At 68.9% G+C, this 15,694-nt stretch carries 17 protein-coding genes; 16 read left to right on the top strand and 1 reads right to left on the bottom strand.

The annotated features are described in order from the left end of the window. The first annotated feature begins 42 nt into the window (after positions 1 to 42). From K8W59_RS08380 to K8W59_RS08305, 16 genes are all read left to right on the top strand, one after another. On the top strand, positions 43 to 345 hold the full coding sequence (locus K8W59_RS08380; RefSeq protein ID WP_223396339.1) for a transposase: 303 nt from the start codon (positions 43 to 45) through the stop codon (positions 343 to 345). Beyond that, a complete protein-coding gene (locus tag K8W59_RS08375; RefSeq protein WP_223399392.1) occupies positions 342 to 1,229 on the top strand; it encodes an IS3 family transposase in 888 nt (295 codons plus the stop codon). The genes K8W59_RS08380 and K8W59_RS08375 overlap by 4 nt, the downstream gene beginning before the upstream one ends. Positions 1,230 to 1,319: 90 nt before the next feature. Beyond that, positions 1,320 to 2,429, top strand: a complete 1,110-nt coding sequence (locus tag K8W59_RS08370; protein WP_223396521.1) for an IS110 family RNA-guided transposase — start codon at positions 1,320 to 1,322, stop codon at positions 2,427 to 2,429. Positions 2,430 to 2,433: 4 nt separating this feature from the next. Further along, positions 2,434 to 2,655, top strand: a complete 222-nt coding sequence (locus tag K8W59_RS08365; RefSeq protein WP_223396522.1) for an IS3 family transposase — start codon at positions 2,434 to 2,436, stop codon at positions 2,653 to 2,655. A gap of 51 nt (positions 2,656 to 2,706) precedes the next feature. Then, positions 2,707 to 3,564, top strand: coding sequence for an SMP-30/gluconolactonase/LRE family protein (locus K8W59_RS08360; protein ID WP_317846326.1), 858 nt, complete (start codon positions 2,707 to 2,709; stop codon positions 3,562 to 3,564). Continuing rightward, on the top strand, positions 3,561 to 4,034 hold the full coding sequence (locus K8W59_RS08355; RefSeq protein WP_223399391.1) for a nuclear transport factor 2 family protein: 474 nt from the start codon (positions 3,561 to 3,563) through the stop codon (positions 4,032 to 4,034). Before K8W59_RS08360 ends, K8W59_RS08355 begins: the two co-directional genes overlap by 4 nt. 108 nt (positions 4,035 to 4,142) lie before the next feature. Continuing rightward, the gene (locus K8W59_RS08350) at positions 4,143 to 5,492 is read left to right on the top strand and encodes an ABC transporter substrate-binding protein (protein WP_223399390.1); all 1,350 of its coding nucleotides are present in this window, start codon (positions 4,143 to 4,145) and stop codon (positions 5,490 to 5,492) included. Between the two features lie 95 nt (positions 5,493 to 5,587). Beyond that, positions 5,588 to 6,505 (top strand): carbohydrate ABC transporter permease, encoded by a 918-nt coding sequence (locus tag K8W59_RS08345; protein ID WP_223399389.1) that lies wholly within the window; start codon positions 5,588 to 5,590, stop codon positions 6,503 to 6,505. Next, positions 6,502 to 7,413, top strand: a complete 912-nt coding sequence (locus tag K8W59_RS08340; RefSeq protein ID WP_223399388.1) for a carbohydrate ABC transporter permease — start codon at positions 6,502 to 6,504, stop codon at positions 7,411 to 7,413. Before K8W59_RS08345 ends, K8W59_RS08340 begins: the two co-directional genes overlap by 4 nt. A 2-nt stretch (positions 7,414 to 7,415) precedes the next feature. Next, positions 7,416 to 9,488, top strand: coding sequence for a hypothetical protein (locus K8W59_RS08335; RefSeq protein WP_223399387.1), 2,073 nt, complete (start codon positions 7,416 to 7,418; stop codon positions 9,486 to 9,488). Further along, positions 9,485 to 10,249, top strand: a complete 765-nt coding sequence (locus K8W59_RS08330) for a sulfite exporter TauE/SafE family protein (protein WP_223399386.1) — start codon at positions 9,485 to 9,487, stop codon at positions 10,247 to 10,249. Before K8W59_RS08335 ends, K8W59_RS08330 begins: the two co-directional genes overlap by 4 nt. Further along, complete coding sequence (locus K8W59_RS08325) at positions 10,246 to 11,178, top strand: dihydrodipicolinate synthase family protein (protein WP_223399385.1); 933 nt, start codon at positions 10,246 to 10,248, stop codon at positions 11,176 to 11,178. The genes K8W59_RS08330 and K8W59_RS08325 overlap by 4 nt, the downstream gene beginning before the upstream one ends. A gap of 83 nt (positions 11,179 to 11,261) precedes the next feature. Further along, entirely contained in the window at positions 11,262 to 11,990 is a 729-nt protein-coding gene (locus K8W59_RS08320; protein WP_223399384.1) for a GntR family transcriptional regulator, read from the top strand. Between the two features lie 5 nt (positions 11,991 to 11,995). After that, positions 11,996 to 12,772, top strand: a complete 777-nt coding sequence (locus K8W59_RS08315) for an SDR family NAD(P)-dependent oxidoreductase (protein ID WP_223399767.1) — start codon at positions 11,996 to 11,998, stop codon at positions 12,770 to 12,772. Between the two features lie 42 nt (positions 12,773 to 12,814). Continuing rightward, positions 12,815 to 13,489: an SDR family NAD(P)-dependent oxidoreductase gene (locus tag K8W59_RS08310; protein WP_223399383.1), complete on the top strand. Its 675-nt coding sequence runs from the start codon at positions 12,815 to 12,817 to the stop codon at positions 13,487 to 13,489. Between the two features lie 87 nt (positions 13,490 to 13,576). Continuing rightward, positions 13,577 to 14,437 carry a fumarylacetoacetate hydrolase family protein gene (locus tag K8W59_RS08305; RefSeq protein ID WP_223399766.1) on the top strand — a complete coding sequence of 287 codons (861 nt, stop codon included), beginning with the start codon at positions 13,577 to 13,579 and terminating at the stop codon, positions 14,435 to 14,437. 14 nt (positions 14,438 to 14,451) lie between these two features. On the opposite strand, the gene K8W59_RS08300 is transcribed toward K8W59_RS08305, so the two are convergent. Then, on the bottom strand, positions 14,452 to 15,642 hold the full coding sequence (locus K8W59_RS08300; RefSeq protein WP_223399382.1) for a mandelate racemase/muconate lactonizing enzyme family protein: 1,191 nt from the start codon (positions 15,640 to 15,642) through the stop codon (positions 14,452 to 14,454). Positions 15,643 to 15,694: the final 52 nt, after the last annotated feature.

The raw sequence follows: 15,694 nt of genomic DNA, 5'->3' as shown, positions 1-15,694 counted from the left end.
CCCGGCGTATGAGGTTCCCCCCGGACCGTAGAGGCATCGACAATGAGGATCGAGATGCCACAGAAGCGGAAGAAGTACGACCGGGAGTTCCGTGAGGGAGCTGTCCGGATCGTCGAAGAGACCGGGAAGCCGATCGCTCAGGTCGCGCGCAACCTCGGCGTGGTCGAGGGCACGTTGGGCAACTGGGTCAAGCAGGCCCGGGAAGCACGCGAGGGCCGCGACGGAATGTCGAAGGACGACCACGAGGAGCTCAAGCGGCTGCGTGCTGAGAACGCCGAGCTCCGGATGGAGCGTGATGTCCTCAAGCGATCCGTGGTCCTGTGGGTGAAGGAGGCGACGAAGTGAGCGTGGCACGCTTCATCGCCGACCAGAGGACGATCTACCGGGTGCCGCACACGATGACCTGCCTGCTGCTGGGGGTGTCCCTGGCGTGGTTCTACAAGTGGCGCGACCGGTCGCTCGGCCCGGGCGCCTCGAGCGGCCTGTTCACCGCTATGGACCGTCGCCGCTACACCATCGACCGGGCCGTGAAGGTGATGTTCACCAAGAAGCGGGGCCTGCACGGCTCCCCGCGGTTGCACGCTGACCTGCTCGATGATGGGTGGGAGGTCAGCGAGAAGACCGTCGCGGACTCGATGCGCCGCCAGGGGCTGGTCGCCCGGCGGATCAAGCGGAGGAACGGTCTGACACGCCAGGACAAGACCGCACCGAAGTTCGCCGACCTGCTGCGCCGTGACTTCACCGCGCAGCGGCCTAACGCCCGCTGGGTTGGCGACATGACTGAGATCCCCACGGCCAGCGGGAAGCTGTACCTGGCCACCGTGATCGACCTGTACTCGCGTCGTCTGCTCGGCGCCGCGACCAGCCTGCACCCCGACGCCGAGCTGGCGTGCGCGGCGATCAAGATGGCCGTGGCGGCTCGCGGTGGCGTCGATGCGGTCAACCAGCCGGGTTGGCGCACCGAGGAGACCAAGCGGGTCATCTTCCACACCGACCGGGGCTCGACCTACACCGCGACCTCGTTCACCAAGCTGTGCCGCGACATGGGCATCCGGCAGTCGATGGGCCGGGTCGGGTCGTGCTTCGACTGTGAGAAGAATCAGGGGCTGCCTGGCCGGGGTCTGACCCTTGCTTACGACTGGCCGCGGTGCCTTGGCGTTGATCTGTCGGCGCCGGCCAGGTGGCGATCAACGCACACGCCGGCTGGCCGGGAGGGGGTGACCGAATAGGGGCCTGATCGCCAAACCTGACCCATCACAGTCCTGTCCTACCCGCCCGACCAGCTGGCTCCGACCACCCAGCAGATCAGGAGGGCAGCCATGACCAGCATGACCGTCGAACCCGCCGAGCAGGTAGCCGCCGACGTCACGAGTCGGCAGATCATCATCGGTGTCGACACCCACAAGTACGCCCACGTCGCGGTCGCCTTGGACCACCTCGGCGCACGGCTCGCTGCGCAGCATGTCGCGGCGAACCGCGAGGGATACGCGCAACTCGAGGCTTGGGCCGCCTCGTTGGCCGGCAACGGTCGCGTGATCGCTTACGGCGTCGAGGGCACCGGCAGCTACGGAGTCGGCCTGGCCAGTTTCCTGCGCCGCACCGGCCACCGCGTCATCGAGGTCAACCGCGGTGACCGGCGCGGCCGTCGCAGCAACGGCAAGAGCGACACCCTCGACGCCGAGGCCGCCGCGCGTGCAGTACTCGGCGGCCAAGCGACGGCGATCCCGAAGTCCGCCGACGGCACCGCCGAGATGATCCGACAGATCAAGATCGCCCGGGACACCGCGCGGAAGGCCAGGACCAGCGCGATGATCACGCTCAAGGCGCTGATCGTCACCGCGCCCGCGGACCTGCGCGAGCACCTCGCCGGGACATCCGACAAGGTCCTCATCAACCGGTGCGCCTCGTTGCGTCCGGGAGCGGTGACCTCACCGACCGCGAGTGCGAAGCACGCGCTACGGACGCTCGCGAAGCGCTACCAAACGCTGGACGCCGAAATCCGCGAGCACGACACGATCCTCGACGACCTCACCCGCGCCCACGCACCCACCCTGCGTGAAGGACTGGGCATCGGCGCCGACACCGCCGCCGAGGTCCTCATCGTCTTCGGCGACAACCCAGAACGCGTTCACTCCGAAGCCGCGTTTGCCAAGCTTTGCGGCACCAGTCCGGTCCCTGCCTCATCAGGCATGACGAACCGGCACCGGCTCTCACGAGCCGGTCACCGCGAAGCGAACGCCGCCCTCTACCGAGCTGTGATCGTCCGGATGAGGTTCCATCAGCCGACCATCGATTACGTCGCCCGACGCACTGCCGAGGGGCTGTCTAAACGCGACATCATCCGGTGCCTCAAGCGTTACCTCGCCCGCGAGGTGTACCAAGCCGTGATGACCGACCACCGCGCCCGCCGGGGCGAGGCGCCACAATGAAGTCTTGACCTATAGGGGCGTCAACGCCGCCGCTGAGGCGTTCTTCAGCAGCCTGGAGTGGGAGGTTCTCTCACGCCACGAGTTCGAGCACACCCGCCAGGCCCAGGCTGTCGTGCTGGACTGGTGCTACGGGTTCTACAACCACGAACGCCGGCACAGCTCGGCAGGCATGATGAGCCCGGTCAGCTACGAGAACACCGCGGCCCCCGACCGGGAAGCCGCATAAGGAAGCCCTCCACGATTCGGGGGGAACCACAGTACGCCCTCATGGCGGCGCCTGGATCTGGGCGACCAGCTGCTGCCCGAGTCCCCACGCTGGGCGCCCCAGACGAGGACCCTGGGATGGGTCGACATCGTGGCCGGCACTCTCGCCGAGGCCACCTACTGCCCCCGCACCCGCACCTGGTCATCGCCCCGGGTGCGGCACCTGGGCGGAATGCCGACCTCGGCCGAGCCGGTGCCCGACCAGCCGCGCGCCTGGGACGTGGTCCGCGACGGACGGCTGCACCGGCTGCCAGCCAGCCAGGACACCCTCACCGACCCGGGGCGGCTGATCGTGGAGGACTTCCCCGCGATACGCACCAACGACACCACCCGTGACCCCGCAGGCAGGCTCCTGGCCGGCCTGTTCACCGAGGACCGGACCAGCCCGGCCGGCGGAGTCGTCTCCCTGCAGCCCCCACACGGTCCGCTCCACCACCCGGTCACAGAAGTGGTCACCGCCAACGGCATCGGGCTCTCCGGCGACGGCGAGACGCTGTACCTGATCGACACCGCCCGCGGGCACCTGCTTGCCTTCCCCTACGACACCGCCACCGGCCGGGCCGGGGCCGGCACGGTCCGGGTCCAGCACGAGGGGCCGGGCAAGCTCGACGGCCTCCTGGTGCGCCCCGATGAGACCCTCCTAGTCGCCGTATGGGACGAGGCGGCGGTGCACCGCTACGACCCCTCCGGCCGGCTGCTGGAGATCTACGCCGCGCCCGCGTCGCGACCCACCGCTCTGGCGGCCCTGAGCACCCCCGCCGCCGGGGTGGTGCTGACCTGCGCCAGCACCACCCGGGGAGCCACCCCGGCCCCCGGCTCGGATCAGGAGCGACCCGACGGGGGCCTGTACTACACCGAGGAGATCCGATGACCGGTCCCGAAGCACCCTTGAGCGTCCACGAGCTGGCCACCGAGCGCGCCTGCTCACGCCTCTCGGCCCGCTACGCCCTCTACGCCGACCGCGGCCACGCCTCGGCGATCGCCGAGCTGTTCACCCCCGAGGGGATCTTCGCGACACCGGCTATGACCCTGACCGGCCGCGAGCAGATCCGCCAGCGGCTTGCCCAACGGCAGGCGCTGGAGAGGCTGCGGACCATCCACCAGCTCACCGGGATCCTGATCGACCCGGTGGGTCCCGATGAGGCGACCGGCTGGGTCACCTTGTGCCTGTACCGCCGGGTCGCCCCCGACGCGACCGCGCCGGCCACCGACACCACCCCGGTGCTGCTGGGCCACTACCAGGACCGCTACGTCCGCACCGACGACGGATGGCTGATCGCCGAGCGTCACCAGCACGTCTCCTTCGCCGATCCGACCGACCCCGAATGGAACGTCGACTAGCCGACCCTCCCCCACAAGGCAAGCCTTTCGACCATCGGTGGTGTGACCATTGACAACCTCCGGGACCAACGATAGAACGTTCCTACGTTTACTCCGTGGGAGGTCTCGATGGGCAGCTTCACTCGTCGCAACGTCTTGAAGGGGCTGGGCCTGGGCGGCGCCCTGGTCGCGGTCCCCTCGCTGTCCTCGTGCGGTGGTGGTGGCGGAGGCGGAACCGGCGGCAAGGACGCGATCACGTTCTGGTGGAACCCCTCGGTGGAGTCCTCGGACCAGATGATCAAGTGGATGAACGGGGTCATCGCCGACTTCGAGTCCGCCAACGACGTCACGGTCGAGTCGGTCATCCAGCCCGCCGAGCAGCTGGCGACGAACTTCCGTACGGCGTGCCAGTCCCGCACCGGCCCGAGCCTGGCCCATCAGTACTCCGGCCCCTACACGATGCAGTTCGTCTGGGAGAACTGCGTACGGCCGCTGAACGGGCTGGTCTCGCAGCAGGAGATGTCGAACATCATGCCGCCCGAGGCGTTGAGCCTGTATGAATTCGACGGCAAGACGTTCGCGATGCCGTGGTACAACGCACCGGTCTGCATCATCTACAACAAGGCGCTCTTCGAGCGCGCCGGGCTGGACCCGCAGAGCCCGCCGACCACGCAGGCCGAGCTGATCGAAGCCGCCGACAAGCTCCGGTCCGCCGACATCACCCCGTGGACCTACGGGGTGAAGAACCTGACCGGGATCGGGAACTTCGCCGGCATGTTCGCCACCCAGGGCCTCGACGATGTCCGTGAGGTCCTCCCCGTGGTGTTGGGCGAGGAGTCCTACACCGCGCCGCAGTACTCGGACTGGCTCACCGGCGTCCAAGAGCTCATCGACGCCGAGGTGTTCAACCCTGACGTGACCTCGCTGGAGTACCAGGATGCGATGAACGCGTTCCTGGCCGGCCGCACGGCGATGGCGATCACCTCCAGCCTGCTGCAGTTCACCGCCGAACTCGGCGACGACGTGGGCGTGATGGCGCCTCCGGCGGTCGGGGACGGCGAGCTGGCCGGCAGTGTGCACTTCAACCCGCATCCGCTGTTCATCACCAGCTTCGCCGACGACCCCAAGCTGGCCGCGAAGTACCTCGCCGAGCTGCACACCACCGAGGCGCTCAACGGCATGTACGAGGCCACCGGGTTCTTCCCCGCCGATGATCGGTTCGACCCCTCGGTGCTGGCCAACGCCCAAGACCAGACACTGTGGGATCTGATGGAGACCAAGTCCACCATCGGCTACCAGAACTACTGGCCGGCGATCATGGACCGGGAGAACCTCTTCCTGGCCGTGCAGGCGCTCTTCGCCGGCGAGCAGAGCCCCCAGCAGGCCGCCGAGGCGGTCGAGCAGCGGCTGGGCCAGTGGCGCGACCAGGCCGGCCCGGAGCTGGAGAACTTCCAGACCTGGTCACAGTCCCAGCTCTAGGCGCCCCCGCTGACCCGAGGACCCGCGGGCCCCGGCACCACGTCGCCGCACTGCCCCGACTCACCCCGATGCACCCCGACTCACATCGCGAGGACATGGCCACCATCACCGCCCCACCCGCCGACGCCCCAGCCGGGCCGCCGCCCAAGCGGCGCCGCGGAGGCGATGGGAAGATCGCCGCGCTGTTCCTCCTGCCCGCCGCGGCGTTCGTCGGGTTCGTGTTCCTGTACCCGATCGGCGCGGTGATCGCGACCAGCGTGCAAGACACCTACTCCGGCGAGTTCATCGGCCTGGAGAACTACCGGTCGCTGTTCTCCGACCCGGTCTTCCACGCCGCCGTGGCGAACAACGCCAAGCTGCTGGTGGTGCTGCCGATCATCATCGTCGGCGCCCTGCTGGTGGCCCAGGTCCTCTTCGACCAGATCCGCGGCTGGCGGATCTACCGAGCCCTGATCTTCCTGCCCTACGTGGTCCCGGTCGTGGTCGCCGCGATCGTGTTCGGTCAGCTGCTGCAAAGCGAGGGCCTGATCAACACGATGCTGGACGCGGTCGGCCTGGACGTCTTGACCCGCAACTGGCTCGGTGACCCCGACACCGCCATCTGGTCGGTCGGCGGCGTGGTGGTGTGGCGCGAGCTGGCCTTCGGGGTGATCTTGTTCCTGGCCCGGATGTCCCAGCTGCCCGCCGACCTCTACGACGCCGCCCGGGTCGACGGCGCCAACTGGTGGCAGCGGTTCCGGCACGTGACCGTGCCGCAGATGAGCGTGATCATCGCCTTCTACACCGGCATCGTGGTGATCGCCCTGCTGAACTGGGTGTTCAACTACGTCCTGGTCCTCACCCGCGGCGGGCCAGGCACCAGCACGTACGTGATCGAGTACTACGTCTACTCCAGGGCGTTCACCTACGGCGACTTCGGCAACGCCGCCGCCTTGTCCACGGTGATGCTGGTGACCATCTTGGGGTTCATGGTCACCTTGCTGACCTGGCTCTCCCGCAGGGGGACGCTGTGAGCGAGCAGTCGAGCACCCTCACCGAGCAGCCCACGCACGAGCAGGAGCCGTCCCGGCGCGGCACGGTCCGGACGGGGCCGTGGGCCGACCAGCTGGCCGGAACGCTGACCAAGCAGGGCGTGGTCATCGTGCTGACCCTGTTCGCGATCGTTCCGCTGTACTTCATGGTCGCGACGTCGTTCAAGACCCGGGTCGCCTACGCCCAAGACCAGCTCGGGTTGCCGACGGCACCGACGCTGGAGAACTTCACCACCGTCCTGGGCAACCCGATGTTCTTGACCTGGATCGCCAACAGCCTCTTGCTGACCGTGGTCGCGGTCAGTGTCGGGATCGCGTTGTCGACCGCGGCCGCCTACGCGCTGTCGTGCATGGAGTTCCGCGGCCGGCAACTGGTGTTCATCTGCTTCATCGCGCTGCTGGGCGCACCCACCGTGGCGCTGGTCATCCCGCTGTTCCGAGTGATGGTAACCGTGGGGCTGATCAACTCCTTGCAGGGAGTGATGATCCTCTACATCGGCCTGATGATCCCCTACACGACCTACTTCCTCACCGCGTTCTTCCGCCGGCTGCCCGAGTCGCTGTTCGAGGCCGCGCAGATGGACGGCGCCGGGCACTGGGTCCAGTTCACCCGGATCGCGCTTCCGCTGTCCAAGCCCGGCGTGATCACGCTGACGCTGGTGAACACGCTGTGGGTGTGGAACGAGCTGCTGGTCTCCATCGTGTTCCTCCAGCAGAACGACAAGCGCACCCTGATGGGCGGCCTGACCGTCTTCCAAGGCGAGTTCTCCTCCAACGTGCCCGCGATCATGGCCGGCCTGTGCGTCGCAGTGCTCCCGATGTTCATCTTGTACGTGGCCGGATTGCGCTACTTCATGTCAGGCCTGATGGCCGGATCGGAGAAAGGTTGACCGTGACCAGCGTCCAGCACAGCGAGGGTGTGCTCACCCTGGCCGACGACACCATGCACGTGGAGCTCGACCCGTCCCGGGGAGCGCTCACCACGATCCGGGTCGCCGGCCGCGACTTCGTCGAGGCCGACCGGGCGATCAGCCTGCTGCGGGCCGCGGTCCCACTGCCCGACTACGCTGCGCACTGGCTCGACCTCACCTCGGCCACACCACTGGTCGAGGTCGAGGGTCAGGCAGTCACGTTGAACTATACCCGGCTGAACTCCGAGGATCTGAGCCTGCCGGTGACGCTGCGGCTGCGGGTCGGCCTCGATGATCGCGGGCTGGTGGTCTCCGCACAGCTGACCAACGATTCTGAGCACCTGATCCCCCAGGTGACGTTCCCGCAACTGGGCGGCCTGGTGCCGGCCGAGCCCGGCGGCGAGGTGGCGCTACAGCTACCCGGCCGCCGGATGGAGCCGCTAGCCGAGCTCACCATGCGTCCCGACGACGAGTTCTTCCTCGAGCTGGCGCTGCAGACCTACGTGTACTACGGCAGCTTGGACATGACGATGAAGTGGTTCGACTTCGGCGACGCCGAGACGGGCCTGAGCGTGTACAGCACCGACACGCGCTACACCACCCAAGGCCTGCACATCGCCCGCCAGGCCCGCGACCGCGACCACCTCGACCTGCGGTGGGCGCACTACCCCGAGCTGGCTGGCGGGGAGACCTGGGACAGCGGCGAATTCGTCCTCTTCGGCCACACCGGCGACTGGTACGTCGGTGTCCGGCGCTACCAGGAGTTCGCCCGGGACCACTACCGCTATGACGCGCCGGCCCACGTGCGAGAGGCGTTGGCGATCCGGTCCATCTGGCCGGCCCTGCGCAACACTCCCCCGACGTTCAAGTTCACCGACATCCCCGACTACGTCGAGGAGGTCGCCGATCCCGAGCTGGGGGTCGGCGAGGTGGTGCTGTGGCACTGGTGGCTGAAGAACGGGCTGCCGATGATCGTCGACGAGCGTCTGGGCACCGAGGCCGAGCTAGTTGACGCACTGGCCTGGAGCCGAGAGCGAGGCGTCCCGATCTCGATGTTCGTCAGCCACCACATCCTGCGCGAGAGCGAGGAGAGCGACCCGGACTGGAAGCACCGCAACCGGGCCCAGCAGGCCCGGGTATGGAACTGGACCTACAGCGACGACTACATCCCCCGCTTCGACGTGCTCTACGACGCCACCCACTCGATGGTGAAGGCCTCGGGCCTGTCCAAGGGCTGGCGGGAGACCTCGTTGGAGGAGTACCGCAGGATCATGGACATGGGGGCGGAGTCGATCTGCTTCGACGTCTTCTACGCCTGGGACGAGCCCAACTACAGCCCCGCCGCCGACGGCCGCCCCGATGAGGAGGGCGAACGGCTGGTCGAGTTCGGGCTCGCGGCCAAGGAGATCATCCGGTCGGTGCGCCCCCAGGGCAGCTTCTCTGGGGAGTGGCCCAGCGACACCAAGGTCGGCGTCATCGACTACACCTGGGACTGGCGGATGGCGTTCGAGATGAACGAGACCGCGCCGTTTCGCTACGTCTTCCCCGAGTTCCGCCTCAACGCGAACGTGGGCGCCCACCCGCGCGGCCCCGCGGTCGCGTTCATGGAGGACGCCCTGCTCAACGTGATGCCCGGCTCGTTGCGCACCGAGCGTCTCAGCGAGCACCCGCAGCTGCTGGACCAGCTGCGCGAGCTGAACCGGCTGCGGCGACGGTTCCTGCCGTTCTTCACCCACGGACAGTTCCACCACCTCGAGGGCACCGAGGTCACCGGCGGGCAGGCACGCACCTTCCGGCACGGCAACGAGTTCCTCATCATCGCCTGCAACCCGACCGAGGAGACCTCCACCGTCACCGTGGCCCTCGACACCGCCCTGCTGCTGGACCGCTCTGGGATCTCCGAGCGACCCGAGGCCTACACGGTCACCGGTCACAGCCAGGACGGGACCGAGAACGACCTGGGTGTCTCCCCTCCCGCGGTCCGGGTCCAGGTGGAGCTGGAGGCGGACAAGGTCGCGGTCATCCACCTGTGTGCGGAGGCCGCCGACTCGTGAGTCCCACCACGCTGGCGGCCCTGGCGGTGCTGCTCGCAGGAGCGTTGACCGGCCTGACCGGGTTCGGGTTCAGCGTCGTCGCGGTGCCGCTGCTGCTGCCGGTCTATTCCCCCCATGACGTGGTCGTCATCGCCCTAGTCCTGGTCCCGGTCACCAGCGCGGTGCTGCTGGCGATGCCGCACCTGCGCGGCACCGTGAACCACCGCACGGTCGCCTACCTGACCGGGTGGTCGCTGATCGGGCTCCCGGTCGGCATCGCCTTGTTCGAGCGGTTCGACCCCGTCTGGGTGACCGGGCTGATGGGGCTGACCCTGATCACGTATGCGTTCTACGCCTACTTCGGCCCCGAAGACTGGACGGTGCCCGACTCCTGGCTGGTGCCCAGCGGGCTGCTCGGCGGGCTGCTGGCCACCAGCACCGGCCTGTCCGGACCGGCAGTCGCGATGTACGTCCACGGCCGACGGATGACCGCGACCGCTCAACTGACCACGATGGCTGCCTACGTCGCGGTGATCAGCCTCCTGGGTTTCGGCCTGCTCACCGCACGCGGGGCGGTAGGAGCCGCTGCGCTGCACCAACTGCTGGTGCTGGCCCCGGTCGCGGTCCTGGGCACCGTCGCCGGCCTCTGGCTGCGTCAGCATATGGCTGCCCGCGGCGACCATGTCGTCGAACGACTCACCCTGGTCCTGATGGCCGCCATGGGCCTGTGGACCGTGGGACGAGTCGTGCTCGCCTCCACAACGAAGGGAACCATCGCGTGAGTGAGACCTCCACCTCCCCCGCCCCTGCCGACTCCCCCGCCCGGCCACACCTGAGCGGCGTCGTCCCGATCCCGGTGACCACATTCACCGCCGACGGTGACCTGGACCTGGCCGGGATGCGCTCCCAGGTCGACTTCAGCATCGACGCCGGCTCGGAGGGGATCCTGTACCCCGGGGTGGTCAGCGAGTTCTACACCCTCACCGACCACGAGCGTCAAGCAGCCGTGCACGCGGTCCTGGAGGCCGCTGATGGGCGAGTCCCGGTCGCGGTCGGCGTGACCGCGGCCAGCACCCACGCATCGGCCCTGCTGGCCCGCCAGGCCGCCGACGCGGGCGCGTCGGCGGTGATGAGCATGGTCCCCTACGTGCAGCACTTCTTCGGCCCCGACGCCGACTTCGTCGACCAGCACTTCACCGCGATCGCCGAGGCCGGGCTGCCGGTGATCTTGCAGAACGCCCGGGTCGGGTTCCCCATCGGCATCGACGCGATCGCTCGCGTCCTCCAGCGGGTCCCCGCGGTGCGGTACGTCAAGGAGGAGTCGAACCCGCCCACCCACGGCATCGGCGGGGTCGTGGACCGTCTCGGCGATCGGCTCGACGGGGTCTTCGGCGGAATCGGCGGGGTGCACCTGGTCAACGAGCTGGAGCGCGGCGCGGCCGGGACGATGCCCTCGCCGGCGTTCGTGGACAAGATCGTGCACGCCTACCGGATCTACCGCGACGCCGGCGCACAAGCCGCACAGGCAGACCTGGACCCGATGGGCACCCTGTTCGTCCGCGAGGTCCTCTACAACGTGGTCTTCCACAAGGAGGTCCTGGTCCGCCGCGGCGTCATCGGGCACACCACCGCACGGATCGCGACCCCGCAGCTGGATGCTGTCGACCTGGCGGACCTGACCCGACTGCTGGACGCGGTGGGACTACCGTGATCACCCGCTCACCCGCCGTCGGCCCGACGACGCGAGTGCGGGCCGCGAGGTCCCCGGGGGAGCCTGAGCGAAGGGAGAACGCCGTGGTCGCCCGCGACGACGACATGCCGTTTCACGCGGTGGTCCGCACCGAGCTGCTCGAGCAGATCCGCACGGGGAAGCTGCGTCCGCACGACCAGGTGCCGACCGAGCCGGAGCTGATGGAGCGCTACGGGGTCAGCCGGACCACCGTGCGTCGCGCGCTGCGGGACCTGGAGACCCAAGGGTTCGTCACTCGCGAACCGGGCCGCGGCACCTTCGTCCGTGAGCCGCACGTCAAGCCGCGCCTGGACCGTCTGACCGGGTTCGTGGAGGACATGGACGCCCTCGGGCTGGAGGCCAGCGCCACCGTGGAGCTGGTCGAACGTACCCGCGCCGGCTCCGAGGTCGCCACCCAGCTCGGGCTGCGCCGCGGGGAGGAGGTCGTGCACATCGAACGGGTCCGGCTGGGCAATGAGGTGCCCATCTCCTTCGACGAGAGCTGGTTCCCCACCGACGTCGGGGACCGGGTTGCCCAGGAGAACCTGGCTGAGGATCCGTTCTATGCGATCTTGGAAGACAAGTACGACATCGCGCTGGCCGGTGCCGACTTCGTGGTCCGCGCGACCAGCGCCGATGACCGGATCGCCGGCCACCTGCAGATCGAGCCCGGGCGCCCGGTCCTGCGGCTGACCCGCCTCTCGCGCCGCAAGCCAGACGGACGGCCGCTGATCTTCGAGTTCTTGCACTACGCCGGGGACCGGATCAGCTACCGCCTCACCCTGGACCGGTGAGGCCGATGACCACGCACACGGCCACCGCAGGCGGGTCAGCGCCCAGCCAGCCGAGGACGGCGATCGTGGTCGGGTCCAGCTCACCAATCGGGCTGGCCATCATCGCCGCCCTCACCGCACGCGGGGACCGGGTCGCCGGGATCAGCCTGACCCCCAGCGATGAGCAGATCGAGCACGTGGTCGCCGACGCCACCGACCCCGACCAGGTTCAGGGGGCCTTCGACCGCATCGTCGCCGACTTCGAAGGGCAGCTGGGCACGCTGGTCACCGCCGCCGCGGTCCAGCCCCGCGCCCGTGCCGTGGACCTGTCCCTGGCCGACTGGTACGCCACCATCGACGCCAGCCTCACCTCCACCTTCCTCGCCGCGCGGGCCGCGCTGCCGGCGATGAGCACGGGCAGCTCGATCGTCGCAGTGTCCTCGGTGGTCGCCCGGCACGCCTCGCCCGGCACCGCCGCCTACGCGGCCGCCAAGGCCGGCATCGAGGCGCTGGTCCGCGTGCTGGCCCTCGAGCACGGCGGCCAGGGCATCCGGGTCAACGCCGTCGCGCCCGGCCTGATCGGCGGCGAGCACCTCACCCACGCCGCCACCGGCTACGCGCTGCGCCGCACCGGCACGCCGGACGAGGTGGCCGCCGCGGTGGACTTCCTCTCCTCCCCGGCTGCCTCCTTCATCACCGGACAGGTCCTCGCCGTGGACGGCGGGCTGGGCGCAGCCCAGACCGGCGCCTGGGCCCGACCCGACCTGCGGGCTCTGATGGACCCGCCCCCCACCGACGACTGAGACCGACCCCCGCTCAGGGACACGACCCAGAAAGGACCCACCATGCGTACCGCACTGGTCACCGGAGGACGCAGCGGACTCGGCGCAGCCTGCGCACGACGCCTCACCGAGGACGGCCTGCAAGTGGTGACCCTCGACGTCGCCCCCGAGGCCGACCACACCGTCGACGTCACCGACCGCGACCAGGTGCAGGCCGCGGCAGCGCAGATCGGATCCGTGGACGTGCTGATCAACAGCGCCGGCATCGTCGGCCCGAACCAGCCGCTGCTGGACACCGAGCCACAGCAGTGGGCCCAGACCTTCGAGGTGAACGTGACCGGGGTGCTCAACGTGCTGCAGGCCTTCGTGCCCGGCATGGTCGAGGCCGGCTGGGGGCGGGTGGTCAACTTCGCCTCGATGGCCGGCAAGGACGGCAACCCGAACCTCTCGGCGTACTCGGCCTCCAAGGCCGCAGTGATCGGGCTGACCAAGTCGCTGGGCAAGGAGCTGGCCACCACCGGCGTCTTGGTGAACGCCGTCGCCCCCGCGGTCTTCGAGACCCCGATGAACGCCGAGACCAGCCCCGAGGTCCTCCAACGGCTTACCTCGCTGATCCCCATGCACCGCCTGGGTCGCCCCGAGGAGGCCGCCGCACTGGTCTCCTGGCTGGCCTCCGAGGAGTGCAGCTTCTCCACCGGCTCGGTCTACGACCTCTCCGGTGGCCGCGCCACCTACTGAGCACTGCAACCCGCACCCGCACTCCCCTCGGGCGTCCGTACTACGCGGCCCCGGGGAACCGCACCAGGAGGAAGAACCGTGAAGCTGATGCGTCTGGGCCCGCCGGGGCAGGAACGGCCGGCCGCGGCGGCCGGCCCCGGCCGGTACGTCGACCTGTCCGACGTCGTCGTCGACATCAACGCCGACCTGCTCGGGTCTCCCGAACGTCTCGAGGTCGCCGCAGCCGCTGCACGGCAACGCATCGAGGCCGGCATGACGCACGACCTGGCCGACACCCGCATCGGCGCACCGGTGGCCCGGCCACACCAGATCCTGTGCATCGGCCTGAACTACGCCGACCACGCCGCCGAGTCCGGCATGGACATCCCCACCGAACCGATCGTGTTCACCAAGGCACCCAACACCCTCATCGGGCCCAACGACGACGTGATCACCCCCCGCGGGTCGACCAAGACCGACTGGGAGGTCGAGCTCGCCATCATCATCGGCGCCCGCTGCTCCTACCTCGACACCGTCGACCAGGCAGCCGACCACATCGCCGGATACGCGGTAGCCAACGACGTCAGCGAACGCGCGTTCCAGCTCGATCGCGGCGGTCAATGGTGCAAGGGCAAGTCCGCGGCAACCTTCAACCCCATGGGCCCCTGGCTGGTCACTCCCGAGGAGGTCGACGACGTCGCCGACCTGGGACTGTGGCTCGACGTCAACGGCACCCGCCGGCAGACCGGGTCGACCGCCACCATGATCTTCACCCCGCACCAGATCGTGCACCACCTGTCCCAGTTCTTCGTCCTCGAGCCCGGCGACATCATCAACACCGGCACCCCGCCCGGCGTTGGGATGGGCGCGAGTCCGCCGACCTACCTGCACCCCGGGGATGTGATCCGGCTCGGGATCGACGGGTTGGGCGAGCAGGAACAGAGCGTGGTCGCCCACGGGCCGACATGATCGTGGACACAGGGTCACGCGCCGACATGCGTAATCGTGAACGAGTGGGTGATGTGCCCGAAAACAGTCTCAAGGTTCACTTCTATACCTAGACCGGGTCCTTGAGGAACTCGGTAGTACCCACCGTCGACGTCGATGTCGGCACGGAGGAAGGGGTGGGCCGCGGCGAGTTGGGTGGGCTGGTACTCCACGGTGAGCAGGTTCTCGATGGCCGCGGCGGCGTGCAGTGAGGCTGCGATGTACACGCCGAGGCCGACGCCGAGGTGGAGCGCGACCGGGACGTGGAAGGCGGCGGCGAGTGCTGCCACGTCGAGGGTCTGGGTGATGCCCATGCGTCCAACGTCGGGCTGGACTAGGTTGGCGGCGCCGCGGGTGAGCCGGTCGCGGACATCGAAGGCGGTGCGGAGCTCTTCACCAACCGCGACCGGGACGGTCAGGGCACGCGCGACGGCTGCCTGCCCCTCGGCGTCCTCGGGCGCGACCGGCGCCTCGAGAAACCCCAGGCCGTACGCCTCTAGCCGGTGCCCAAGGGTGATGGCCTCGGGGACGGTATAGCGCCAGTGCGCGTCGACGTACAGCGCTGGGGCGGGTCCGAGTTCGTCGCGTACCCGCGCGAAGGTGGCGACGTCGGCGTCGATGCCGGTGCCCAGCGCGAGCTTGAACTGGGTGAAGCCTCGCTCAGCCCATTCTCGGGCCAGGGCAGCCCGGGCCTCGTCGTCGGCGGCGGGCAGCCCGGAGACGTAACAGGGAACCTCGCTGCGGTACCGGCCGGCGCCCAGGTCGGCGACAGGCTGATCGAGCAGTTTGCCCTTCAGGTCCCACAGTGCGATGTCGCAGGCCGCGATCGCGTCGAGCTGGTAGCCGTTCCAGTGGCCGCGTTCCCGCATGGTGTCGTAGGAGGAGTGCCAGTGCGCGCCGATGGTGTTGACGTCCTCACCCAGCAGGAACGGCCCGAGGAGGCGTTGAACGATCTGGGCTGGGACTTCGGGAACCAGCGGCGCCTGTGCTTCACCCCAGCCGTAGGTTCCATCCTCCGCGACGATCTTGACCAGGAACGTCTCGGTGTTGACCGAGTAGGCGGCGCGGTAGTGCCGGTGGCGCAGGTAGTCCTCACGGCGCCTAGTTCCGGCGGCCATGGATTGGCCGCCCAGGTACGCGGCATCGCGGACCTTGACGACGTAGCCGTGGATCTCGCTGATCCTCATGTCTACTCCGCTCTCACTGTTGATGCCTGGCCGGCGGCGTCCGCGCCCTGAT

The organism is Nocardioides rotundus (assembly GCF_019931675.1).
In the GTDB taxonomy this organism is placed as follows: Bacteria; Actinomycetota; Actinomycetes; order Propionibacteriales; family Nocardioidaceae; genus Nocardioides; species Nocardioides rotundus.
This window is presented reverse-complemented; position numbering and strand designations above follow the sequence as displayed.

Coding starts and splice junctions, on each gene's coding strand:
- K8W59_RS08380 (WP_223396339.1), top strand. CDS start 43: ATGAGGATCGAGATGCCACAGAAGCGGAAGAAGTACGACCGGGAGTTC.
- K8W59_RS08370 (WP_223396521.1), top strand. CDS start 1,320: ATGACCAGCATGACCGTCGAACCCGCCGAGCAGGTAGCCGCCGACGTC.
- K8W59_RS08355 (WP_223399391.1), top strand. CDS start 3,561: ATGACCGGTCCCGAAGCACCCTTGAGCGTCCACGAGCTGGCCACCGAG.
- K8W59_RS08350 (WP_223399390.1), top strand. CDS start 4,143: ATGGGCAGCTTCACTCGTCGCAACGTCTTGAAGGGGCTGGGCCTGGGC.
- K8W59_RS08345 (WP_223399389.1), top strand. CDS start 5,588: ATGGCCACCATCACCGCCCCACCCGCCGACGCCCCAGCCGGGCCGCCG.
- K8W59_RS08315 (WP_223399767.1), top strand. CDS start 11,996: ATGACCACGCACACGGCCACCGCAGGCGGGTCAGCGCCCAGCCAGCCG.
- K8W59_RS08310 (WP_223399383.1), top strand. CDS start 12,815: ATGCGTACCGCACTGGTCACCGGAGGACGCAGCGGACTCGGCGCAGCC.
- K8W59_RS08305 (WP_223399766.1), top strand. CDS start 13,577: ATGCGTCTGGGCCCGCCGGGGCAGGAACGGCCGGCCGCGGCGGCCGGC.
- K8W59_RS08300 (WP_223399382.1), bottom strand. CDS start 15,642: ATGAGGATCAGCGAGATCCACGGCTACGTCGTCAAGGTCCGCGATGCC.